The organism is Paraferrimonas haliotis (assembly GCF_002282895.1).
Lineage (GTDB): Bacteria > Pseudomonadota > Gammaproteobacteria > Enterobacterales > Shewanellaceae > Paraferrimonas > Paraferrimonas haliotis.
This window is the reverse complement of record NZ_NRRB01000003.1, coordinates 269790-292318: the sequence shown is the minus strand read 5'-3', so window position 1 is coordinate 292318 and position 22529 is coordinate 269790. Positions and strand designations below refer to the sequence as shown.

The following is a 22529-nucleotide window of genomic DNA, read 5'->3' as shown; positions in this document are numbered from 1 at the left end:
GGGTGATGAATAAGCTTATTGATTGGGCTATCGCCAACCGATTTTTGGTCGGATTAGCCACCGCGTTCTTGCTCGCTGCGGGTGTTTATGCGCTTAATGAAATTGCGGTGGATGCCATTCCTGATCTTTCGGAAGTGCAGGTTATTGTGAAAACCAGCTACCCAGGGCAAGCGCCGCAAGTGGTTGAAGATCAGGTTACGTATCCACTCACCACGGCCATGTTGTCGGTGCCTAAAGCGAAAACAGTACGGGGATTTTCGTTTTTTGGCGATTCTTATGTGTACGTAATTTTTGATGAAGGAACCGATTTGTATTGGGCTCGTTCTCGAGTTTTAGAGTACTTATCGCAGGTAACCAGTAAACTGCCGAGCAGTGCATCGCCAGAACTTGGGCCAGATGCTACTGGTGTGGGTTGGATTTATGAATACGCCTTGGTGGATCACAGCGGTAAGCACGACCTAGCGGAACTGCGTTCGATACAAGATTTCTTCTTGAAATATCAACTGCAATCCGTTGCTGGTGTATCTGAAATTGCCACAGTAGGCGGCATGGTTAAACAGTATCAAGTGGAAGTAGATCCTAATAAGCTTAGGGCTTATGGGATTACTTTAGCGCAGGTGGCTAAGGCACTTAAGCGCGGTAACCAAGAAACCGGTGCCTCGGTTATCGAAATGGCGGAAGCCGAGTATATGGTGCGCGCCAGCGGCTATATTTCTAACGTAGATGACATTCGTCAAATTCCACTGCGAACTGACCAATCGGGCATCGCCATAACCCTTGCTGACGTTGCTAATGTACGTTTAGGGCCGCAAATGCGCCGCGGCGTTTCTGAGCTCAATGGCGAAGGTGAAGTGGTTGGCGGTGTGGTAGTGATGCGTTCCGGAGAAAACGCTCAAAAGACCATTGCTGCAGTAAAAGATAAGCTTGCTCAAGTGGCTTCGGGTTTGCCACAAGGTGTGGAGGTGGTAACTACCTACGATCGTTCCCAATTGATCAGTGAAGCTCAGTCAGAGCTGGTACAAAAGCTCATTGAAGAGATTGCTGTGGTTGCGTTGATTTGTGGCTTATTTTTATGGCACTTGCGTTCAACCTTAGTGGTGGTATTAACCTTACCCGTGGGAATTCTAGCGGCTTACATTGTTATGTATTATCAAGGGGTTAATGCCAACATAATGAGCCTTGGAGGTATTGGTATTGCAATTGGAGCCATGGTTGATGGTGCTATTGTTATGGTTGAGAACCTACACAAGCATATGGAACAGAGTGATGGCCGAGGGCATTGGCAAAAGGTAGCGGATTCTTGTAAAGAGGTGGCATCGCCATTGTTTTTCTCGCTGTTGATCATTACCGTAAGTTTTGTCCCAGTGTTTGCGTTGCAAGGTCAATCAGGCAAATTATTTCACCCACTGGCCTTTACGAAAAGTTACGCAATGGCGGCATCGGCGGGTTTAGCGGTTACTTTAGTGCCGGTGTTACTTGGGTTATTTGTTCGAGGAAAAATTGTTGCCGAGGATAAAAACCCATTAAATCGACTGCTTATTGCGAGTTATCAGCCGATTCTATCCATGGCGCTGCGTAAGCCTTTGGCTATTTTAGTCTTTGCTGCCGTGGTGACCGCTTCAGCTTGGTATCCTTTGCAACACATAGGTAGCGAATTTATGCCGCCAATGGATGAAGGTGACTTGCTTTATATGCCAAGTACTTATGCTGGTATTTCAATTGGAAAGGCGCGCGAGTTACTGCAACAAACTGACCGCTTAATCAAAACGGTTCCAGAGGTAGAAACTGTATTTGGTAAAGTAGGTCGAGCGGAAACCGCTACGGATCCAGCGCCTTTAACCATGATTGAAACCACCATTCGTTTTAAGCCTAAAAGTGAATGGCGCGAGGGGATGACTAAAGAAAAGCTCAAGAAAGAGTTGGATGCTTTGGTGAAATTTCCTGGACTTTCTAATGCGTGGGTGGAGCCTATTAAAACCCGAATCGACATGCTGTCTACGGGTATCAAAACTCCGGTGGGTATTAAGATTTCTGGTACAGATTTAAAAGTGATCGAAGAAATTGGTACTCAACTTGAAAAGATCCTACCCAAGGTGGCGGGCACGGCTTCGGCGTATGCTGAGCGTTCAGCTGGTGGGCGCTATGTTGATATTGATATCAAACGAGACCAAGCCGCACGCTATGGTTTGAACATTGCTGATGTGCAGCAAGTTATTCAAACCGCAGTCGGTGGAATGCAAGTAACTACTACCGTTGAGGGCATTGAACGTTACCCCATCAATGTGCGTTATCCACAACACTATCGTGATTCGGATGATAGCTTAAAGAACTTGCCCATCGTAACACCAAGCGGCCAGCGTATTGCACTGTCGGATGTGGCGGATATTAACGTTGAAAATGGACCGCCAGCAATTAAAACGGAAAATGCCATTCCTAATGGTTGGGTGTACGTGGCGTTGGAGGATGGTGTTGATGTGGGCCGATATGTGGCCAATGCACAAGGTGTGGTTGAGCAGCAATTGGATTTACCTGCCGGCTACGCTCTGAATTGGTCGGGTCAGTATGAATATATGCAAAAATCAGCGCAGCGCTTAAAGATCGTTGTCCCCATTACAGTGGCCATCATTTTTGTATTGCTGTATTTGAACTTTAGACGAATTGGCGAGGTTGCATTGGTGATGCTGAGCTTGCCCTTCGCCTTAGTTGGAGGGATTTGGTACCTCTACCTTGCTAATTACAACTATTCGGTAGCGGTAGCGGTTGGTTTTATTGCTACGGCTGGATTGGTGGTTGAGATTGGCGTGTTGATGCTGACCTATCTCGAGAGCGCCAAAAATGCGCTGCTTGGGAGTGGCGAAGCCATTACTGTGGAACGATTTAAAGAGGCCATACTTGAAGGCGCTTCTAAGCGTGTTCGGCCAATCTTTATGACTGTGGCTACGGTTGTCATTGGTTTGATTACGGTAATGTCTGGCTCCGGGGCTGGTGCGGAAACCATGCGCCGTATCGCGGTTCCCATGATTGGTGGGATGGCAACTGCGTTAATTCTTACCTTGTTGCTATTACCGGTTCTTTATTTCTTGATGAACCGCAGAAAAATGCTCAGTGAGGTACGCAGTTAGTTAGGCTAATGGAGTGAGCGAAGGGAATCGCTCAAGCTCCATCATATAGTGTGATCACTGTCTTGTTTTTTGTGTTTGCTAATTTAGCGCCCTTGAAGAAAGCAACTATGCCCATAAATACAGATATGAGGTTTCTGGCTATTGAGCATTAACCCATTTTGAATTGTTTATATTGCTTCTTTAGGAGGATATACCATGAATGCAATTGATTTAACTCCACTTTATCGTAATAGCGTTGGCTTTGATCGCTTTGGCGCTTTACTTAATCACGCCCTAACAGCTGAGCCACGAGCGGCGGGCTATCCCCCATATAATATCGAAGTTGTTAAAGACAACGAGTACGCGATTACTATTGCTGTTGCAGGCTTTAATGAAGATGAACTTGATATTCAAGTAGAAAAGGGTGTGTTAACGGTACGAGCCAACAAACGTACCACCGAAGATAAACGCCAGTATTTGCATCAAGGCATTGCAAATCGCTCGTTTGAACGTAAGTTTAATCTAGCGGATTACGTCGAAGTTACTGGCGCCGACTTGCATAATGGCTTGCTGGTTATCAAACTCGTGAAAGAAATTCCTGAGGCGATGAAGCCTCGCACCATTGCGATTAATCAAGCTCGCAATACCCTAGAGCATCAAGATTAAAACAGCGTTAATTAGCACAATAAAAGGGGAGCTACAATTAGCTCCCTTTTTATTTGGGGACGGACCCCAATTTGTAACCTATTGAATCATAGGGCGTATAAAAATAGGGGTACGTCCCCTTAGGGTTCTGTTAGCGCTGTTTGTGCTTCATCACGCGGCCTTTTTCTACTTGCCATTCGCGATCTTTTACGTCATCGCGCTTATCGTGGGCTTTTTTACCTTTACCCAAGCCTATTTCAAGTTTTACAAACGACTTCTTCCAGTACATAGCCATGGGTACAATCGAGTAGCCTTGGCGTTCGACCAGCCCAGCTAACCGGTCTAGCTCTCGTCGATTCAGCAGTAGTTTGCGGATCCGAGTTGGATCAGCAATGACATGGGTAGATGCGGTATTTAAAGGCTGAATGGTGCAACCCGACATGTAAGCTTGGCCATCGCGGACATAAACGTACGCCTCAGCTAAATTTACTTTGCCAAGTCTCAGTGCTTTTACTTCCCATCCTTGTAGAGACAGGCCGGCTTCGTACTTGTCTTCGATGCTGTATTCAAAGCGTGCGCGTTTGTTTAGCGCGATGGTCGAAGAGGACGTGCCTTTTTTTGATTTTTTCTTTGCCATAGGGCGGCTATTATACCCAAGCCATACTATTTTGGTATGCCACTGTGCGGGTTTTTATTAGGGTATGATAGGATTAGCGTCTTATTTTGTTATTTAAGCCACGATTTTTAAGAGTTTCAGTGAAATGCCGCAAATCAGTCGAAGCGCATTGGTGCGATTTAGCGCCGAGCAGATGTACGCTTTAGTCAATGACGTTGCCAACTACCCGGAGTTTCTTCCTGGGTGTGTTGGCTCTGAGGTCATCAGCGCCAGCGATACCCAAATGATAGCCCGTGTCGATGTTGCCAAAGGTGGAATCAATAAAAGCTTTTCCACCGAAAATCAATTACAGCCGGGCCAAAACATTCACATGATCTTGAAAGATGGTCCGTTCAAAAAATTAGAAGGCGAGTGGCTATTTACTGCGTTAACCGATGACGCTTGTAAGGTAGAGCTTAATTTGAACTTTGAGTTTTCTAGCAAGCTGGTTGAAGTTGCCTTTGGAAAGGTATTCAATGAATTAATGGGCTCAATGGTGTCGGCATTTACTGAGCGGGCTAAGGTTGTTTATAGTGAGTAATACAATAGAAGTGGAAGTGGTTTATCCACTCGCCAATGAACAAAAAGTGTTTAGCGTGTCGTTAGAACAAGGTGCAACAGTAGAGCAGGCTATTCACTTAAGCGGCGTGGAAAAGTACTACCCAGATGTGGACTTTAGCGCGTTAAAAGTAGGTATTTATTCGCGCATCGTAAAACGCAGTGAACTTTTGGAAAACGGGCAGCGAGTGGAGTTGTATCGCCCTCTCATTGCTGATCCTAAAGACGTTCGCCGCCAACGTGCTGCTAAAGCTGTTGAAGAAGGTCGTGCCAATAAGACCACCGGCGCTAAGACCGTCAATAAAGACCGTTAATAAGGTTAATCAATAGATTGTAATTTATGGAAAAGCTACTGTTTCAATTTTTGGTCGACGAATTTGGAGTCGATAAAAATACCTTCCCGGAACCTTTGGGTGAGGGGCACATTAACCAAACCTGGTTGGCCTATAACAAAGACGGCCCTTTGGTGCTGCAAAAGCTCAATACTGAGGTGTTTCCAAGTTCTGACATCTTGATGAATAACTTTTCAAAAGTAGCCACTCACTTGTTGAATAAACAGCAGCAAGGGCATTATCCGTTTACGGTCATGAAGCTTTTGAAAAACGCCCATGGTAATGAAGTCTGTCATCACCCTGAATTTGGACTTTGGCGCGGCTTAAGCTTTATCGAAGACACGGTAACGTTGCAAACCGTAACGAGCGCTAAGCAAGCTCATCAAGTGGCTTTTTCCTTTGGTGCCTTTGGGCGTTCTCTGATGGACTTGCCGGTTGCCGAGCTAGGCGAGGTGCTGGTGGATTTTCATAATCTTGAGACCCGTTTAAAGCAACTGGATAAAGCCGTTTCGCACGCGAAAGACAACGCTGTCAGCTACGATGGCCAAGCCCGTTTAAAAGCTGCGCAAGCGCCTCTGGACTTTGTTAATCAGCACTTGAGCATTGTCGATGAAATTAATGCGCTGATTGCGGCGGGGTTGCCATTGCGGGTAACTCACAACGACACCAAGGTGAACAACGTGCTGCTAAAGAAAGCAGACTACAGTGCCAGTTGTGTGATTGATTTAGACACAGTTATGCCCGGTTATTTGATGTACGATTTCGGCGATATGGTTCGCAGTGTGACTTCTCCAGAGCGAGAAGATACACCTGACACGGATAAGGTGACCTTACGAGAAGACATGTTCGCGGCAGTGGTGGAAGGTTATCTGGAGAGCATGCAAGGTGCACTCACCGAAATTGAAGTAGACAGTTTGCTGCCTGGCGCGAAATTGCTGATTTTCATCGTCGGCATTCGTTTCTTAACCGATTACTTAAACGGCGATAGCTATTTTGGTGCAGATTTTGATGACCATAATCTGCTGCGAGCAAACAATCAATTTGCTTTGCTTGCCAGCCTTTTGCAACAAGAGCAGCGCCTCCAACATATTATTGAACAGGCTCGTTAGCCCATTACATTGAATAGGTTTTAATTTATGAAAATTATAGACTTACGCTCCGATACGGTTACTCAGCCGACCCAAGCGATGCGTCAAGCCATGGCTAATGCGCCGGTTGGAGACGATGTGTTTGGCGACGATCCGAGTATTAACCATCTAGAGCGAAGCTCTGCTGAGCGCTTCGGTTTTGATGAAGCCATCTTTGTATCATCGGGCACTCAAGCAAACCTGTTGGCTATTATGTCTCATTGCCAACGCGGCGAAGAATATTTATGTGGCCAAGACGCTCACAATTATCGATTCGAGGGGGGCGGCGCTGCGGTACTTGGGAGCGTGCAACCGCAACCGGTTGCCAATAATAGCGATGGCACTATCGATTTGGATTTGCTTAAAGCCAACATTAAGCCCGACGATTTTCATTTTGCACAAACTAGGCTGTTGAGCCTTGAAAACACCATTGGTGGCAAGGTACTGCCATTCGAGTATTTAAGCCAAGCGCAAGCGTTTGCTTTTAATCATGGTCTAAAAATACATCTTGATGGCGCTCGAGTAATGAATGCAGCGGTTAAACAAAACGTGCAACCACAGCAAATTATGCAGCATTTTGACAGCGTTTCGGTGTGCTTGTCGAAAGGCTTAGCCGCGCCAGTGGGCTCGTTATTGCTGGGGGATGAAGCTACCATTGCAAAAGCGCGTCGCCTAAGAAAAATGCTTGGCGGCGGCATGCGCCAAGCCGGTGGTTTAGCGGCGGCTGGGCAAATTGCGTTAGATAGCATGATCGACCGCCTCAGTGAGGATCATGACAACGCTGAGCATTTAGCTAAGCGTTTAAACGAAGTAGACGGAATTGAGTGCGATCAGCAGGCGGTGCAAACCAACATTATCTTTGCCAAATTCAACGATGGCTACGATGTGCAAGCCTTAGCTGAACGTCTTAAACCTAAAGGTGTAGTGATCTATAAAGGCAACCCGCTGCGTTTGGTGACCCACAACGACATCAGCCGCCAAGACATCGATACCTTTATCGACGCGTTAAAAGCGCATATCTGATAGTGGTACCGCCACAGATACATTACTCTGTGGCGGCGTTTTGAACGATTAGTGCAACTTTAGGTGCGGTCGCACAATGCGGTTAATGCCTTTCATAAACATCATCAAGGTACCGCGCCAAAAGCCATGGATCTCAATTAAATGGCGACGATAAAGCGAAGTGTAAACAAAGCGCGCCACTTTGCCTTCCACCAATATACCGCCTCCAAGAAATGACATTAGATTGCCCACGGTGTGGAATTTCGACATGTTAACCAAGGAGCCTAAGTCTTTATAGATGTATTCCTTGTCGGCAGTGCCGCCTTTCATTAACGAAATTAGATTATCAGCGACCATCAAAGCTTCTTGACGAGCAGACTGGCCTCTTGGCGGCACCCATGAGCCGTCCGGTTGTTGCAGTGCGGTGCAATCGCCTATGGAGAAAACTCGGTCATCACGGGTAGTTTGGCAGGTACCTTTTACAACCAATTGGTTAATATTGTTGGTTTCAAGGCCGTCAATATTAGCCAGAAAGTCTGGCGCTTTTACGCCGGTAGACCAAATCACCATATCCGCATCAATTCGGTTACCTTCTTTAGTAATAAGGCCTTGCTCATCCACCTCAACCACAAAAGTATTGGTGCGTACATCGACGTCGATGGCTTTCAGTTGTTTGGCTACGGACTCTGAAATTTGTGGTTTTTCGACTTTAGGAAGAATGCGCTCATCGGCCTCTACTAAGGTAACGTCCAGCAAATCGGTGCTGATTTGATAGCCATAACCACGCAACGAGTTCACCGCATTGTGCATTTCAGCCGACATCTCAACACCGGTAGCACCGGCACCAACAATGGCTACTTTAATGCGTTCTTGCAATTGCTCATCACTTGCGTAACGTAAAAATTTGTTGAGCAGCAGCTTGCGAATGTCAGTGGCTTGCTCTGTGGTGTCTAAGAACTGACAATGCTCTTTAACGCCTGGGATATTAAAGTCATTAGCAACACTGCCAATGGCGACGACGAGGTAGTCGTAGTTAATTCTTCGGCTGGGTAGTAATTCTTCGCCGGATTCGTCAGTGATAGGAGCAAGGATCAGTTGCTGTGCTTCACGGTCAAGTCCTTGCATAGCGCCTTGCTGGAAATGATACCCATGTGCTTTGGCATGACCTCGGTAATTAACCGCGTCAATGCCTTCATCCAAGGCGCCGGTGGCGACTTCATGCAACAAGGGTTTCCAAACGTGGGCTTCAGCCATGTCGATTAAGGTGATGTGCGCCTTTCCTTTGCGACCGACCTTTCTACCCAGTTTAGTAGCGATCTCCATGCCAGCGGCGCCGCCGCCCACAATGACTATCTTAGTTACTTTTGTCATGTGCTACCTCTAATGTGTGTAATTTTATTAGTGGTAAATTTACCACATATAATAGAGGTTGGTCTCAAAAATAGCTGTTTTGCGTGATATGTATCAATTAAATATCGTTATATGTTTTCATTTTAGGGCTTAGTCCGCCAATTGCGTCTCACTACTCGTCAGCGGTTGATTGCCCATCACCTGAGCCGTAACGTCTTGCAAATGAATCGCTTGGCGATTGGCTCCGATTACGGTTTTGTAGTCAAGCAGACCTAACACTTTGAAGTAGCGCATTTGCTCGGTGAGCGAGGCGTGATTATCAAACGTTTGTTGCGACTCGATAATGAAAGCTTTGCGATTAAAATTAGCCGCCTCGCTGCGAAACAGTAAGGCGCCATTAGCAAGCCGCTGTGATAAGGTAAACTGAGCCTGATTAGCCCCCACTTTAACGTACTTCTGGGTAACCAATTGCTCCGTTGGCACTGTAAATAAGTCCGCCAAGTCGATGTCCGTCGAAAACAGCAACTGTTGTTTCATTGCCGCCACCTCGTAGGGGTTTAGCGCACGCGGTTGATAAGCGGGTTTCGCTTTGGGCTGTTCACTTCTTGCATGGTTTAGCTGCTCTTGCTCCATTTGACAGGCCGCTAACATTTGGCTGAGAAGCGGCTGTTGTTGCAGCGACAGCTTGGTGGCGTAACTGCCGCCAAAGGCGTCTATTCGTTGCCAGTCTTTGTTCGCCAGAGCACGGGATTGCTCCGGCGACAAGTTCGCTTGTAAGCGAATGGCTTGCGTATTGATTTGGAAAACGCTGTCAACCGACAAGTAGTTAGGCTGGTCATCTAGGAACAGTCGAACCGCAGCGGGCGCGTGCAATGGATCCAGTCCTAAAAACACCAAGCTCAGTTGGTTTTGGGGCGTTTGCTCGTTGTCTCTTACATGGCATTGAAGGCTCAGTTCGCTCAAGCCATATTGCGCCTTTTGAGCGTTTTCGAATTGAGCGGTTAGTGCGTGGGACGTTTGCTCAGCATGCCAAGTGGCGGATTCGTTTGCGAGCAATTTATGGTGAATTCGTTTAGCGAACCCCGATTGTGGTTCAGTACTGCTGCAAGCGCTTAGCAGTAATCCAAAAAGGGCAATAGTAAGAAAAGAAGCGCGATGACTAAACACAGTTAAACTCTCGGTGACGGCCTACATGGGCAGCGATTATAGTGATTTGATGAGCTAGGTAAAGTTGATCATGGGCTTAGATCAAAATATCGTTAGCTTGTGAGTAACTATTAACATCACTGTTGCATAGCCTTTTAGCGTTTGTGCAATTGGCGTTAATTGAGGAAGGTTTGACAGAGATTGCCAATGAATAAATTGTTTGTGATGATGGGGCAGTAAAATCAATTAAAGCAAAAATAATGAGTTGGTTTCTTTTATGTTGAGGGTGCTAGGTTGAAGGTGCAATGTTAAAGGTGCAACGGCTTCCTATAAATTGGGTGGTCATCAGTTTTGTGGGGGTTTGGATTGCGGCCATCGCTCTGCAAACCCATTCGATGCAACTGCTGCAGAACTACGGAAATTTTACCCTGCTTGGGATTGTGGGCGCTATCTTTGCTAATTCTACCGGCGCCGGCGGTGGCGTGGTATTTATACCGGCTTTTAATCATCTTAATTTTAGTGTCGAGCAAGCCTTAGCAACCAGCTTTGCGATACAGTGTATGGGAATGACCTCTGGTGCACTTGCTTGGCGACGTTTCTATCAGCAAACGCACAAGGAGCAAGTCAGTGAGGGCTCTTGGGGGCTTATCGCCAATATCAGCGCTGTTTGTGCCATTGCTTGCGGCATTGGGCTTTGGTGTACCTACCTTTTTTCTTGGCAATCGCCTACCTCATTAGAACAGCTATTTGGCTGGTTTAGCCTTATTCTCGGCAGCGCGATTTTGGCATCAAGCTTACTAAAAACCTCACGAGCGCAAAGGTTTCAGTTGCAAACGTTTGACTATTTAAGCCTAGTCTTGGTCGGTTTTTTTGGTGGCATCATCACCGCTTGGTTAAGTGTTGGGGTTGGTGAAATATTAGCGATCTATTTGATTATGCGTAAGTTCGATGTGATGTTGGCCATTGCATCAGCGGTGGTGGTGTCAGCGCTAACGGTGTGGATAGGCGTTGCAGAACACGCGCTTATTCGAGCCGAGGTGGTGTGGTCTGTGGTGTTGTTCGCAGGGCCGGGGGCCATTGTAGGAGCCATGTTGGCACGTAAATTGGCCACCCGCTTACCGGTTCGCCAGCTAAAAGCATTTTTCGCCCTTTGGGTGTTACTGATGGGCGCCGTTTCTTTAGCTCAATAGCTTATTGTGTGGGAGACACCAATGCCGCTTGAATCACCCAAAACTGTTGCGGCGCCTCTTTGGGACACTCAAAATCCATCAGTCGTACTTCTTTACTGCCAGTGGAAAACGTGGTGCAGGTACCTTTTTGTACGGATTGAATGGGTTTAGGTTCGGGGAAACTGATGTAATTGATCTGTTTACCCGTTCGTTGAGCTCGGTTGCTATCGCAATCAATTAAGCTCAATTGATTGCTGTTGTTATAGGTTCCTAAGCAATGTCCCGACAATTGGTGGGCAATTTGACCCGCGTCATTGAATCGCCACACTTGTGGAAGCTGTTCAGAGCAGGCTTGGAAATTTACTCGAGACCCTTCGCGAATGCTATTGGCTATGGGAGCAAGGCATTGATGAGCGGCTTGTCGTAAAATGGTAAAGGATTGAGGAAGCCCTGACTCAAGTTGTCCAAAGCTAACATTCGATAGGGTTAAGCAAAAGACGATAATGGCAGTATTGCGAGCGCGGGTTTTCATGGTGCTTCTCCAGTGGCAATTTAAAGTGAACGTGCAGCCTAGTATTGAAGACAATAGCAGCGAGCGCTTTACCTTGGTCTAACGGTACAAACGCTTTGGTAAGGTAAGTCCTTACCAAGGCTTATCCCCTTGATTCCTTCACCTAATACTGGCGCGGTTTAACTGGCGTTCTGGTCAAATTCTTCTATCTTTAGTTATCGCCTGTAAAAACCGATTGACCTATGGACGAAACCGACACCGAGCAACTCGAGTCGGAGGCTTTTCAACTTGGAAAGTGGTGGGTATACCCCAAGCTAAACCAGCTGGTTCCGATTATCGAGAGCGATGCCAAAGCCATTTCCATTGAGCCTAAAATGATGGACGTGCTCAATTACTTGTGCCACCACCCCAATCAGGTTGTCAGTAACGAACAGCTGTTGATTGCGTGTTGGGGCGGAAGCTTTTATGGCGATGCTCCGGTGCAAAAGTGCATTGCGATGTTACGCAAAAAATTGGGCTGTCAGGCTCGAGATCCCAGTTACATCGAGACCATTAAACGCCGAGGCTACCGACTCATAGCACAGGTGTCGGGGGTTAACCGATTAGCGGTTGTCAGCCCCGTAAATCAACACTGGCAAGGCAAGTCACCATTTTTAGGGTTGGACGCCTTCTCACAACAGCATCAATCGGTGTTTTATGGTCGCACTCAGGCCATAGCGGATGTTATTCACATTGCCAAGCAAGCCTGTAGCCAGTCGCGTCACTTCGTTCTCATTCTAGGTTCAAGCGGCGTGGGAAAATCTTCACTCATGCGAGCAGGGGTTTTACCGTTGCTTTTGCAAACAAAGGGATTTGCTGGCCTGCGATTCAAGCATTGCATTGATTTAAGCCGTTATAACGGTGGTATAGGAGCGCCCTTGCAGTCGCTTACAGAAGAGTTGCAACGGGTGGGCTTAGCTCGTAATGCCTCTGGTGAGGCGTTGGCCCCGGTGGATAAAAACCGAGGCGTGTTGATATTTATTGATCAGTTTGAACGTCTGTTAAATGACACGGCTCGACAATCTGAGGTCAAGCCTTTATGTCGCTTATGTGATGCCTTGTGCCGGCGAGACGACGTTCTATTAATGGTTAATTTACGCAACGACTGCTACGCCAATGCCATGCAGTATCGAGATTTTGCAAGGCTAAAGTCGTTGGGGGTGTCCTACGATTTAGCGGCCGTGACTCGAGGAGAAATTGCTCAAATTATTCGCAAACCAGCGCAAATGGCGGGTCTTAGTTTTGAGCGAGATGCAGCTACGGGCGAACGTTTAGACGATTTGTTACTCGAGGATGCGGTCGTCGCACCGCAAGCGCTTCCATTATTACAATATACGCTAAGCCGTTTATACGAGCAGCGGCGAGATAATCGGTTGCTGTTATCTTGCTACCGAAGCTTAGGCGGGCTTCAAGGAGCCATTACGCAACAAGCCGAGGCAACTTATCAAAGCATGCCAAAACAATGGCTTAATCATTGGCAAAGGTTGCTTCATGGCGTCATAGGTTGGTCGCAACATCATCAGCAACTGTCGGCTCACCCCATTGCTTTGGCGCATTTTAACGACAGTGAAGCCAAGTTAATGATTGAGCGATTTGTCGATGCTCGATTGTTGGTGCTGTCTAATGAAGAAGGGCAAGCAGCCACGGTTTCACTTGCCCACGAGGCATTGCTGATTCATTGGCCGCGCATTGCTCAATTTATTAGCGATAACCGCTTGGCTATCGAAAAACACCAGCAGTTACAGCACGACTGCCAACAATGGTTGGAACAAGATAAAGGCAACGACTATTTAATTGTTAATCAGCGTAAATTGGATGATGCAGTGTGGCTATCGCAACGTCCGTACTTAAGCATTTCCCCTGAGCAGCAGCAATTTATTGGGCGCTCTCGACGCCGGTGGCGTCGAGCTAAGCTCTATAAACAGGTCGCCATCGCGGCAGTGATCACTTTGAGTGTGTGTACTGCGGGGTTTGGTATGCACGCTTACCAGCAAAAACAACTTGCCAACTTTGCCCAGCAAAAGGCCGAATCTTTGGTTGGGTACATGCTGGGCGACTTGAGAGCTCAGCTTGAGCCCATCGGCAAGTTGGACTTATTACAAGGGGTAGCCAAGCAATTAGTAAGCTACTATCAAAGTGCGATGAACCGCCAACTGGAAACCACTGCTGACGATCAATTAGCCTATGCCGAAAGTCTTAAGCTAATGGCTGAAATCGATATTGGAAAAGGCCAACACGCTCAAGGGCAAACCTTATTAGCCCAAGCTCAACAGCTGCTTGAGCAGGTGTTGCAAGGGGCACCAAACACGGTGCAAGCACGCTTTTTACTCAGCCATGTTTACTATTGGCAAGGGCTTTCCCCATACTACCAAGGCGACTTGACAGCAACCAAAGTGGCTTGGGTCAATTATTTAGAGCAAGTGAAGTTACTGGTTGAACAACAGCCCGAAGCGCAACGGTGGCAATACGAATTGGCGTTGGCTCATCATAACTTAGGAGCCTTGGCTCGAAGAGCTCAAGATATCGGCAGCGCCCGTTTTTATTTTGGACAAAGCATTGCTATAAAACGCCAGTTGGTCGCCAGCGAGCCTGATAATCAGGAGTATGTTGAGTCATTGGCCAATACCCTAAATTGGCAAGTAACCTTAGAATCTCGATTCGGCGAATTGGCTTTAGCCAGTCAATTGGCGCAAGAGGCTTATACCATTGCCTTTCATCTGTATAGTCAATATTCAGACGACTTTGACAAAAAATATAAGTACTTAACCGCCAATAATATTTTGGTTGGTGTCTATTTGGACCAAGGCTTATTAGAGCAAGCTCAACAAGTGCTTCTGCAAGGCACGCAACTTCGCGATCAATTGCTGGCGCACGATCAAACCAACAACGCTTGGCAAGCGCAAGCAGTACTGCATGATATTCGCCGTTTAACCTTGTCTCACTATCCCAATCAAACGCACTTAATCGCCCATCAAACTTTGTCACAAACTTTTGCGCAGCGAGATTTGTCCAGTAAACGCTGGCTTCGCAGTTATCTGCGTTTTGAAGCCATCAACCAATGTGACCAAGCACCGCGAAACGCTCAACAAGTATCGCAACTTAGTGCGTTTTTGTTAGACGACTCGAGGCCCTTTTTGGTGGATGCCACTCCGCAGTTGGCTTTTGAGCTTGCGCGACGCTCGGAGATTGCGCAACGCCTGCAATGGCGAGACTTGCTGCTAGCAAACCTGCCGCCATTGTCGAGCCATAACAACTTATACACCTTATTAGGTCATTACTATGTCGCGGTATTGAATGATGATTCAAAGCAAGCGTTGAAACTGTTTCAGTCAATAAAATCGAGGGGCTATCGACACCCGCAGTTATTAGAGCAGCATCATGCTTTTGCGGCTCAAGATAATGGCAACTTAGCTCTAATTACACCCAACTAGGAGTCAATATGAGTGACGTAAATTTCGAGTTAACGATTTGGGGGCCTAACAATGGCGAGCCTGCCATTGGGGTACCGAAAGCTGCCAAAAAAGCTGATGGCAGTGAAGGTGCGAGCCAATATAGTTATTTATATCAAGCGCCGATAGCAACGGTGAAATCCCCCACAAAGCCCGTAAGAGTGCTGTTTAAGTTTGCTCAATCTAATAACGGACGATATCAATTAAGGTGGTTAAATTCGAAACCCGGAAAAGGCGGTAAAGACTGGAATTCGGGCGACGGGCGGCGGTTGCGATATCTCAAAGTCTCGCCAGAACAAGCGATTGTAAGCATTGATCCTAAGGTCTATCCGGAGAAGCAAAAGCCAACCAAATCTGGACACATTTTGTTTGACGTTTGGGTTTTAGATACCTATCCCGATGAGCGGGGTATTTGCCATCATTTTCGCTGTGATCCAGAAGTCATTATTGAAGATTAATTGCGTAAATGGGCTCATTCATCGTTTTGTCAAAGTGCTTAGGTTACAATTGCTGACGTTTAACGATAATAACTTGGGCATCTAAATGGTTAACATCTTTAAAGTTTTTTTGCTGTTAGGACTGATGAGTTTTGGTGGCCCAGCGGCGCACATTGGCTACTTTAGAAATGCGTTTGTAAAGAAGAGGGCTTGGCTCAGTGACAGCGAATTTGCTCAAATCGTGGCCTTAAGTCAGTTTTTACCCGGACCAGCATCAAGCCAAGTAGGCTTTGCCATTGGTTATAAAAAAGGCGGACTAGGGGGCGCGTTAGCGGCCTTTATTGGCTTTACGCTGCCCTCGGTGTTGTTGATGTTGCTGCTAGCCTACGCATCCACCGGATTGACCGGTTCCACTTGGTTTGAAGGGGTGATTCATGGGCTTAAGTTATTGGCCGTTGTGGTTGTGGCTGACGCGACCATGGGGATGTTTACCAGTTTTTGTAATAAGCGCTTAGGCGTTTTGTTGTGTACGCTAACCGCTGTGGTGTTGATGGTATTTCCAAGTCTGTTTTCGCAGTTGGTGATGTTATTATTGGCGGCGTTGATCGGCGCTCGCTACATGCCTTCACTAGCGCCTGAGGCATCTACGGCGTCGTCGATATCGAAATGGCCACTCGTTATTTTCTTTGGATTGTTGCTTGGATTGCCAACAATATCGGCCTTGGGGTGGGTTAACAACCAAGGCTTAGTCGGCCTTTTTTACGACTTCTTTCAAGCCGGCACCATGGTGTTTGGTGGGGGCCATGTTGTGTTGCCATTATTGCAAAATATCGTGGGTGAACAACTCAGCAGTGACACCTTTTTAACCGGCTACGCGGCAGCTCAAGCGGTGCCCGGGCCTATGTTTACCTTCGCGACCTTTCTGGGTTTCGAGCTGTTTGATAAGGCACCCATTTTAGGTGCGTTAACGGCAACCGTCGCTATCTTTGCGCCAGGTTTCTTATTGTTACTTGGGGTGCTAAACCATTGGCATGCTTTGGCAGGCTCTAAGTATTTATCGGGTGCCATTAAAGGGGTCAACGCCAGTGTGGTTGGCTTGCTATTAGCTGCTTTATATCAGCCGGTATTCGTCACCGCTGTCCATTCTAGTATCGACATGGCGATGGTGGTTGCGGGACTGTTTTTACTTAAAACTGAGCGTGCGCCCATTTTGGTAATGGTGGCGATATTCATCGGTTTTGGCATTGCCGGTAGCGCCTGGTGAGCAGCATTCACTGCTCACTACTTACTTCCCACATATTGCTAATTACCATGGAATGGCTTTGCCATTAAAATCAAGATAACTGGCTTGCCCGTTCGCTTGCTGACGCAACGCCAGTTCGATGATTCGCTCAGCGACGTAGTTTGGCTCTAACAATTGTCCAGGTGGCAGGTTTTTTTGAAAAGGTTTCGACATGGGGGTATCGGTGGTACCGGGATGGAAGGCCAGCAGTTTCACCGACTTGCAGGTTCGAGCGTATTCAATGGCGGCGCTTTTAATCATCATATTAAGTGCTGCTTTGGCGCTTCGATAAGAATACCAGCCGCCTAATTTGTTGTCTTCAATACTGCCAACGCGAGCGGAAAACACAGTCACGGTAGCCGCTCGACCATGATTCAGCAGCGGCATAATTGCCGCAAGCCACAGTGAAGGAACCACCAGATTGACGGTGAGCGACTGCAGCATACTGTCGTTACTGAGTTGATTTAAGCTTTTCTCGGGTTGCAAGGACTGTTGATGAAGCATGCCATTGCAAATAAATACCTGTCGACAATCGCCATGCCACGCTTGCAGCGCTTTAGTGCGCCTGCTTATGCTGGCTTGGGTGTAGTCGCAACTAAAGTGATGCAAGTTTTGGTTGGCGTCAAATTGTTGCATGTAGTGAGCCGTATAGTCACGGCTTATCGCCACGACCTTCCAATCAGTGTGTTGCAACAAGTGTCGGATAATGGCTTTGGCTATAGTACTTCCTGCGCCAATAACCAGCACAAAGTCTTGCTTGGGCATTAACCTTCCTTATGACTTTTGAACCCTAACGAGCAACGGCCATCAGGACAGGGCTGCTTGCGGGTTAACCAATAGCTTATGCGGTATCTGTGTTTGGCGAAAATGTTGTAACCCCAGTTCGCCAGTGGCTTTATGATTGGCCAGCGTAATGGCGCTACCCAGTGTTGCCGCCCGACGAGGCGCCAAGCATGATAGGTCACGTCTAGGCCCGTTATCAGCTTTCCATCGAGCAGTCCGTGTAATCGACCCATGGCTTGCGCCTTTGTTAAGGGGGCAAAGCGTTGCTCGAATTGAGGGTGTTGAATGTCTTGTAGGCGAATGGCGCTTTTTACATCCAAACGCTGCAGATGACGCATTTCTGCCAAACATAGGGGGCAAGCGCTGTCGTAAAAAATGGTAAGCATCAGCAAGTCTCCAATCGCAAACGTTATACAGTACAAACGCGCAGTTTGACGGTTACGATCAGATTTTTATCGACGCTAGAATCTGGCTTCGGATTGAGCCTCTCTAGCGGACTTTGGTTCGATTGTTAATGTCGCGACTTTTTATAATGAGTTCGTCACTGGCGTGTATGCTACCTAGTTTGACCATGCGATCGTACAACAACACGTTGACACTTGCAGCGAGGTTTAAACAGGCATTGGTTGGAATGTAGACCACCGCATCGGCGCGATCGATAACCTCTTGAGAAATGCTGCCATCCTCAGGCCCAAACACATAGCGTGCATGAGCAGGGTGACAATAGTCCGACAGTGCGGTGGCGCCTTCAACTAAATCGACACAAATCAGCTTTTCACCTGCTTCAAGGCCATCGGTAACATTATCGACGTGCGACAACTCGATGTGTTGGGAATGCTGGTGAGTATCGGTTTGATAGCGAGCCGCTCGTTGATAACGTTCACCTGTGTATGTCACCGAGTCGGCTCCAAAACAGCCGGCTGCGCGAATGATGGAGCCAACATTACTGGGGCTTTTGGGATTGATTAATGCAATGCAGCAGTATGGGTTGCTCATGTCGGTTTGGCTCACTCATCAAGACGGAGATTGAAAGGCGGTAATGCTAGCCAGCACCGCCCAGATTTTCAATAGGGTAATTAAGGACGACAGGTTAATAAAGTGTTACTGTAAGCTCATTAATCAATCGTGACACCACAGGAGTGAAGCCATGGCTTTAAAATTGCAACCCGGTCAAACCTCTATTAAGTCCAAAGCGGCGGTAGCATGGGCTGCTGGAGAACCCTTGAAAATGGAACAAGTAGACGTAGAGCTGCCCAAGCCTGGTGAAGTGCTGGTGCGAATTGTCGCCACTGGGGTTTGTCATACCGATGCTTTTACCTTATCGGGCGAAGATCCTGAGGGCATTTTCCCGGCCATCTTAGGTCATGAAGGTGGCGGAATTGTAGAAATGGTGGGCGAGGGCGTCACCAGTGTAGAAGTAGGCGATCACGTGATCCCTCTGTACACAGCAGAATGTGGTGAATGTAAGTTTTGTACGTCGGGTAAAACTAACCTTTGCCAAGCCGTTCGTGAGACCCAAGGCAAAGGCTTAATGCCAGACGGAACCAGCCGTTTTTCCATTGATGGGCAACCGATTTACCATTACATGGGCTGCTCTACGTTTTCCGAATACACGGTACTGCCGGAAATATCGTTAGCTAAGGTCAATAAACAAGCTCCGCTTGAAGAGGTGTGTTTGCTTGGTTGCGGTGTTACCACCGGTATGGGCGCTGTGTTGAATACTGCGAAAGTTCAACCCGGCGACAGTGTTGCAATTTTTGGTCTCGGCGGCATCGGTTTGTCGGCGATTATTGGTGCCAAAATGGCCGGCGCCAGTCGCATCATTGGTATTGATATCAATGACAGTAAGTTCGGATTGGCAACTCAATTAGGCGCCACCGATCTTATCAATCCCCAAACCATTGATGGCCCCATTCAAGATTATATTGTTGAGCTTACCGACGGCGGTGTCGACTTTTCCTTTGAATGCATTGGCAACGTCAATGTTATGCGCCAAGCGTTAGAATGCTGTCATAAAGGTTGGGGGGAATCGGTCATTATTGGTGTTGCGGGTGCGGGTCAGGAAATCTCAACCCGACCGTTTCAGCTGGTGACAGGACGAGTTTGGCGAGGCTCTGCGTTTGGCGGTGTGAAAGGCCGTTCTGAGTTACCAGGAATTGTAGAGCGTTACTTGGCAGGAGAGTTCGGACTGCAAGACTTTATTACTCATACCATGGGACTGCCACAGATAAACGAGGCGTTCGATTTAATGCATAAAGGCAAGAGTATTCGCTCGGTGGTGCATATGAACGAGGAGCTTTCATGAGCATAACCTGTGAATCTGAAGCGAAAGTTTTTGGTGCTTGGCATAAGCAGTTTCGTCATCAGTCGCAATCGTTAAACTGTTCGATGCGATTTGCCATTTTTTTGCCACAAAAGGCGACGTCATCCGACAAAGTTCCGGTATTGTATTGGTTATCGGGACTGACTTGCAGTGATGAAAACTTCATGCAAAAGGCGGGGGCTTTTGCCGTTGCCAATGAGCTAGGGATTGCCATTGTGGCACCGGATACCAGCCCAAGAGGCGAAGGCGTTGCCGACGATGATGGCTATGACTTAGGACAAGGTGCCGGATTTTACCTCAATGCGACCCAGGCACCGTGGCAAGCGCATTATCAAATGTACGACTACGTTGTGAATGAGCTGCCTCAATTGATCGAGGCTAACTTTCCGGTCAGCTCTGTTAAATCCATTGCCGGGCACAGTATGGGCGGCCATGGCGCGCTCACTATTGCTATCAACAACCAAAACCAATATCGCTCGGTGTCGGCCTTTAGCCCTATTGCCAACCCCAGCAACTGTCCATGGGGCGTTAAAGCCTTTAGCCACTACCTAGGTGATGATAAAGCATTATGGGCTAAGTACGATGCTGCCGAATTGCTGGCAAGCGCTCCTATGGCTTTACCCATGCTGGTGGACCAAGGCGATGCAGACAGTTTCTTAGAGGAGCAATTAAAGCCCAAGGCCTTGGTGGAGGCTGCACAGGTACATGGAGCCAAGCTGCAATTGAGAATGCAACCGGGTTACGATCACAGCTACTACTTTATCTCGACCTTTATTGGTGAACACCTGCGTTTTCATCACCGCTATTTATCGGCATAAAAGCAAGAGGAAGTGATAGAGTGAGCAATTCTCATAACGGCGTAAATCGCAGCTTTGCTGACCGAGTACGCCATACCATCTTATTCGAAGTCGGCATGTTAGCCATTGCAACGCCCATAGGCATGTTGTTGTTTGATGCGGATGCAAAAACCATAGGTGCCACGGCGTTAGCCCTGTCATTAATAGCGATGGGCTGGAACGCTTTGTTCAACTATTGGTTTGATAATTGGATGTTAGCCAAGGTGGGGCATATTCAAAAGTCCGCTACACAACGTATAGTTCACGCGCTACTGTTTGAGCTAGGCTTGCTGGTACTCACCATACCTGTGCTTGCTTGGGCATTAACTATGACGTTATTGGAAGCGTTAATTGCTGACATAGGTTTCGTCGTGTTTGCTTTGGTTTACGCGTACTTGTACAACTTGTTTTACGATAAGGTATTCCCTGTAAAACCCGCTTAAAAAATAACGCCTCTTACTAAGTAAGAGGCGTTACCGAATAACTCAGGGATCGTGAACAAAACGCTTTGGAGGAAGCAGAGGTGATCCCAGACTTACTCTAAACTTTATTCACCCATTGAAAGCGTTAAACTGCCGGTCTCTCCCCAAGCGCCGGTGCTCCCCTCTGCTAACCGCCAAAATACGTTATTGCCGAAGGTTGGGCCGTCAATGTAATCGGTGCGCGGTTGAGCCTCTAACGCTTCGTAGTATTGAGAGAGTGACCAATCATCTCCAGCGTCTATATCGCTGTCACAAGTTGACGTAGTTCCACTTTGCTGAGCAGTAATTGTGCAATTTTGTTTTAGGAAGTCTGAGTATACGTAAATGTTTACCCACCCCAAATCGGTATCAACTTGAGTCGGTAAGCCTTTGCCAGAAACGTTAGGGTATTTGGTTAACCGACTCTGGTCGGCTTCTTCACCGGCAGTCGCCACAATTTGATTGCCAGCAATACTGACAGTGGCCACGTTGACTGTTGCGTAATCGTATTGAGGAGGCTTCTCTCCCCCGATCGGCTTGGTTTCATTCTTCCAATCATCACCGGGCGCAATAATGCCAACGTCGCCATCGGATAAGTAGTAATGGTAATGGGTGTTTACTTCGGCTTGGTCGGTGTCTTGATAGCTGCCCATTTGAGATTCTAATTCGATCGTGAAGCGCTCACCGGTTACAAAGCCATAAAGCCCCCCTTCGGTTTGTGTGGCGGCTAATTGGTTGATGGTTACACTGTACAGGTGGTCACTATCAGCAACCGACACGGCACTGAAGTGTTCGTTGGCGGTGACAATGATGATATTGTTTTCGTCAATTGCTACAGTGTGTGCTCCTTCGACAGACCAGTTCTCACTGTGAGCGCTTGCCAAATCATCATCAATACTTGGGTGAATCAGGGTCAGTTGATAGCCGTCTCTAATCTCGATATTTAGGGTATCCGTTATGCAAACGTCGGATTCGATGACATTGCCATTGGCTAATAACTCGTAACCGCATTGCGTCATTTTTTCAGCAATTTTAGAGCCGCTATCTAAGCGCATTGGGTTGATCTCTTTATCAACAATAAATCCAACGGTTACAGTACGTTCGTTACCAGCTGGAGGGGTAACGCTTGTATCATCTGAACTGCATGCGCTGAGAGCCAACAGGATCGACAGTGCACAAACGGATTTAGTGAATTTCATAAAAGTCCTTAAAGTAAACCGAGTGATTAACGCGCTAAAGATTACTTAAGCTTTGTTGATAATAATATTGAATTGTGGTTATTTCAGTAATAACTTTAGGTTATTGCGCTGTTTGCGATGGGTA

At 47.3% G+C, this 22529-nt stretch carries 21 protein-coding genes; 13 read left to right on the top strand and 8 right to left on the bottom strand.

All coding sequences use genetic code 11. From position 1 onward, the window contains the following. The first annotated feature begins 2 nt into the window (after window positions 1–2). The gene (locus CLC91_RS08020) at window positions 3–3122 is read left to right on the top strand and encodes an efflux RND transporter permease subunit (RefSeq protein WP_095498409.1); all 3120 of its coding nucleotides are present in this window, start codon (window positions 3–5) and stop codon (window positions 3120–3122) included. Window positions 3123–3317: 195 nt separating this feature from the next. After that, entirely contained in the window at window positions 3318–3767 is a 450-nt protein-coding gene (locus CLC91_RS08015) for an Hsp20 family protein (protein ID WP_095498408.1), read from the top strand. A 130-nt stretch (window positions 3768–3897) separates the two neighbouring features. Here the strand turns inward: CLC91_RS08015 and smpB are convergent, their stop codons facing one another. Further along, a complete protein-coding gene (gene smpB, locus CLC91_RS08010) occupies window positions 3898–4383 on the bottom strand; it encodes an SsrA-binding protein SmpB (RefSeq protein ID WP_095498407.1) in 486 nt (161 codons plus the stop codon). Between the two features lie 124 nt (window positions 4384–4507). Between smpB and CLC91_RS08005 the strand changes: the two genes are divergently transcribed. Genes CLC91_RS08005 through ltaE form a run of 4 tightly spaced genes read left to right on the top strand, consistent with a single transcriptional unit; the run spans window position 4508 to window position 7441 of the window. Continuing rightward, window positions 4508–4942: an SRPBCC family protein gene (locus CLC91_RS08005; RefSeq protein WP_095498406.1), complete on the top strand. Its 435-nt coding sequence runs from the start codon at window positions 4508–4510 to the stop codon at window positions 4940–4942. Continuing rightward, window positions 4932–5273, top strand: coding sequence for an RnfH family protein (locus CLC91_RS08000; protein ID WP_179287552.1), 342 nt, complete (start codon window positions 4932–4934; stop codon window positions 5271–5273). The genes CLC91_RS08005 and CLC91_RS08000 overlap by 11 nt, the downstream gene beginning before the upstream one ends. Window positions 5274–5299: 26 nt before the next feature. Continuing rightward, the gene (locus CLC91_RS07995; RefSeq protein ID WP_095498404.1) at window positions 5300–6400 is read left to right on the top strand and encodes a phosphotransferase enzyme family protein; all 1101 of its coding nucleotides are present in this window, start codon (window positions 5300–5302) and stop codon (window positions 6398–6400) included. 33 nt (window positions 6401–6433) lie between these two features. Next, entirely contained in the window at window positions 6434–7441 is a 1008-nt protein-coding gene (gene ltaE / locus CLC91_RS07990; RefSeq protein ID WP_095498585.1) for a low-specificity L-threonine aldolase, read from the top strand. 48 nt (window positions 7442–7489) lie between these two features. On the opposite strand, the gene CLC91_RS07985 is transcribed toward ltaE, so the two are convergent. Continuing rightward, window positions 7490–8791 carry an NAD(P)/FAD-dependent oxidoreductase gene (locus CLC91_RS07985; protein WP_095498403.1) on the bottom strand — a complete coding sequence of 434 codons (1302 nt, stop codon included), beginning with the start codon at window positions 8789–8791 and terminating at the stop codon, window positions 7490–7492. A 129-nt stretch (window positions 8792–8920) separates the two neighbouring features. After that, window positions 8921–9937, bottom strand: coding sequence for a hypothetical protein (locus CLC91_RS07980; RefSeq protein ID WP_095500236.1), 1017 nt, complete (start codon window positions 9935–9937; stop codon window positions 8921–8923). A gap of 284 nt (window positions 9938–10221) precedes the next feature. Here CLC91_RS07980 and CLC91_RS07975 point away from each other — a divergent pair, with 284 nt between their 5' ends. Then, the gene (locus CLC91_RS07975) at window positions 10222–11106 is read left to right on the top strand and encodes a sulfite exporter TauE/SafE family protein (RefSeq protein ID WP_095498401.1); all 885 of its coding nucleotides are present in this window, start codon (window positions 10222–10224) and stop codon (window positions 11104–11106) included. Window position 11107: 1 nt separating this feature from the next. On the opposite strand, the gene CLC91_RS07970 is transcribed toward CLC91_RS07975, so the two are convergent. Next, on the bottom strand, window positions 11108–11617 hold the full coding sequence (locus CLC91_RS07970) for an RICIN domain-containing protein (RefSeq protein ID WP_095498400.1): 510 nt from the start codon (window positions 11615–11617) through the stop codon (window positions 11108–11110). A gap of 221 nt (window positions 11618–11838) precedes the next feature. On the opposite strand from CLC91_RS07970, the gene CLC91_RS07965 reads away from it, so the two are divergent. From CLC91_RS07965 to chrA, 3 genes are all read left to right on the top strand, one after another. After that, complete coding sequence (locus CLC91_RS07965) at window positions 11839–15066, top strand: nSTAND1 domain-containing NTPase (RefSeq protein WP_095498399.1); 3228 nt, start codon at window positions 11839–11841, stop codon at window positions 15064–15066. Window positions 15067–15074: 8 nt separating this feature from the next. Then, window positions 15075–15542, top strand: coding sequence for a hypothetical protein (locus CLC91_RS07960; RefSeq protein ID WP_095498398.1), 468 nt, complete (start codon window positions 15075–15077; stop codon window positions 15540–15542). An 85-nt stretch (window positions 15543–15627) separates the two neighbouring features. Further along, window positions 15628–16785: a chromate efflux transporter gene (gene chrA, locus CLC91_RS07955; protein WP_095498397.1), complete on the top strand. Its 1158-nt coding sequence runs from the start codon at window positions 15628–15630 to the stop codon at window positions 16783–16785. Between the two features lie 42 nt (window positions 16786–16827). On the opposite strand, the gene CLC91_RS07950 is transcribed toward chrA, so the two are convergent. From CLC91_RS07950 to CLC91_RS07940, 3 genes are all read right to left on the bottom strand, one after another. Beyond that, window positions 16828–17568 carry an SDR family NAD(P)-dependent oxidoreductase gene (locus CLC91_RS07950; RefSeq protein WP_095498396.1) on the bottom strand — a complete coding sequence of 247 codons (741 nt, stop codon included), beginning with the start codon at window positions 17566–17568 and terminating at the stop codon, window positions 16828–16830. Further along, window positions 17568–17972: a thiol-disulfide oxidoreductase DCC family protein gene (locus tag CLC91_RS07945; RefSeq protein WP_408634220.1), complete on the bottom strand. Its 405-nt coding sequence runs from the start codon at window positions 17970–17972 to the stop codon at window positions 17568–17570. The genes CLC91_RS07950 and CLC91_RS07945 overlap by 1 nt, the downstream gene beginning before the upstream one ends. Before the next feature lie 103 nt (window positions 17973–18075). Continuing rightward, window positions 18076–18582, bottom strand: coding sequence for an RNA methyltransferase (locus CLC91_RS07940; RefSeq protein WP_095498583.1), 507 nt, complete (start codon window positions 18580–18582; stop codon window positions 18076–18078). A 151-nt stretch (window positions 18583–18733) separates the two neighbouring features. Between CLC91_RS07940 and CLC91_RS07935 the strand changes: the two genes are divergently transcribed. From CLC91_RS07935 to CLC91_RS07925, 3 genes are read left to right on the top strand one after another with little or no spacing between them, the layout of a single operon-like run. Then, window positions 18734–19891 (top strand): S-(hydroxymethyl)glutathione dehydrogenase/class III alcohol dehydrogenase, encoded by a 1158-nt coding sequence (locus CLC91_RS07935; RefSeq protein WP_095498395.1) that lies wholly within the window; start codon window positions 18734–18736, stop codon window positions 19889–19891. Continuing rightward, complete coding sequence (gene fghA, locus CLC91_RS07930) at window positions 19888–20727, top strand: S-formylglutathione hydrolase (RefSeq protein ID WP_095498394.1); 840 nt, start codon at window positions 19888–19890, stop codon at window positions 20725–20727. Before CLC91_RS07935 ends, fghA begins: the two co-directional genes overlap by 4 nt. A 20-nt stretch (window positions 20728–20747) precedes the next feature. Further along, the gene (locus tag CLC91_RS07925; protein WP_125828484.1) at window positions 20748–21188 is read left to right on the top strand and encodes a PACE efflux transporter; all 441 of its coding nucleotides are present in this window, start codon (window positions 20748–20750) and stop codon (window positions 21186–21188) included. 104 nt (window positions 21189–21292) lie between these two features. Here CLC91_RS07925 and CLC91_RS07920 read toward each other — a convergent pair whose 3' ends face one another. Then, a complete protein-coding gene (locus CLC91_RS07920; RefSeq protein WP_095498393.1) occupies window positions 21293–22405 on the bottom strand; it encodes a hypothetical protein in 1113 nt (370 codons plus the stop codon). Window positions 22406–22529: the final 124 nt, after the last annotated feature.

Bases quoted from the DNA above. Each gene is read 5' to 3' on its own strand.
- chrA (WP_095498397.1), top strand. From the start codon at position 15,628: ATGGTTAACATCTTTAAAGTTTTTTTGCTGTTAGGACTGATGAGTTTT.
- fghA (WP_095498394.1), top strand. From the start codon at position 19,888: ATGAGCATAACCTGTGAATCTGAAGCGAAAGTTTTTGGTGCTTGGCAT.
- CLC91_RS07940 (WP_095498583.1), bottom strand. From the start codon at position 18,582: ATGAGCAACCCATACTGCTGCATTGCATTAATCAATCCCAAAAGCCCC.
- CLC91_RS07985 (WP_095498403.1), bottom strand. From the start codon at position 8,791: ATGACAAAAGTAACTAAGATAGTCATTGTGGGCGGCGGCGCCGCTGGC.
- smpB (WP_095498407.1), bottom strand. From the start codon at position 4,383: ATGGCAAAGAAAAAATCAAAAAAAGGCACGTCCTCTTCGACCATCGCG.
- CLC91_RS07975 (WP_095498401.1), top strand. From the start codon at position 10,222: ATGTTAAAGGTGCAACGGCTTCCTATAAATTGGGTGGTCATCAGTTTT.
- CLC91_RS07935 (WP_095498395.1), top strand. From the start codon at position 18,734: ATGGCTTTAAAATTGCAACCCGGTCAAACCTCTATTAAGTCCAAAGCG.
- CLC91_RS07995 (WP_095498404.1), top strand. From the start codon at position 5,300: ATGGAAAAGCTACTGTTTCAATTTTTGGTCGACGAATTTGGAGTCGAT.
- CLC91_RS07945 (WP_408634220.1), bottom strand. From the start codon at position 17,972: ATGCTTACCATTTTTTACGACAGCGCTTGCCCCCTATGTTTGGCAGAA.
- CLC91_RS08015 (WP_095498408.1), top strand. From the start codon at position 3,318: ATGAATGCAATTGATTTAACTCCACTTTATCGTAATAGCGTTGGCTTT.
- CLC91_RS07965 (WP_095498399.1), top strand. From the start codon at position 11,839: ATGGACGAAACCGACACCGAGCAACTCGAGTCGGAGGCTTTTCAACTT.
- CLC91_RS07920 (WP_095498393.1), bottom strand. From the start codon at position 22,405: ATGAAATTCACTAAATCCGTTTGTGCACTGTCGATCCTGTTGGCTCTC.
- CLC91_RS07960 (WP_095498398.1), top strand. From the start codon at position 15,075: ATGAGTGACGTAAATTTCGAGTTAACGATTTGGGGGCCTAACAATGGC.
- CLC91_RS07970 (WP_095498400.1), bottom strand. From the start codon at position 11,617: ATGAAAACCCGCGCTCGCAATACTGCCATTATCGTCTTTTGCTTAACC.
- CLC91_RS08005 (WP_095498406.1), top strand. From the start codon at position 4,508: ATGCCGCAAATCAGTCGAAGCGCATTGGTGCGATTTAGCGCCGAGCAG.
- CLC91_RS07950 (WP_095498396.1), bottom strand. From the start codon at position 17,568: ATGCCCAAGCAAGACTTTGTGCTGGTTATTGGCGCAGGAAGTACTATA.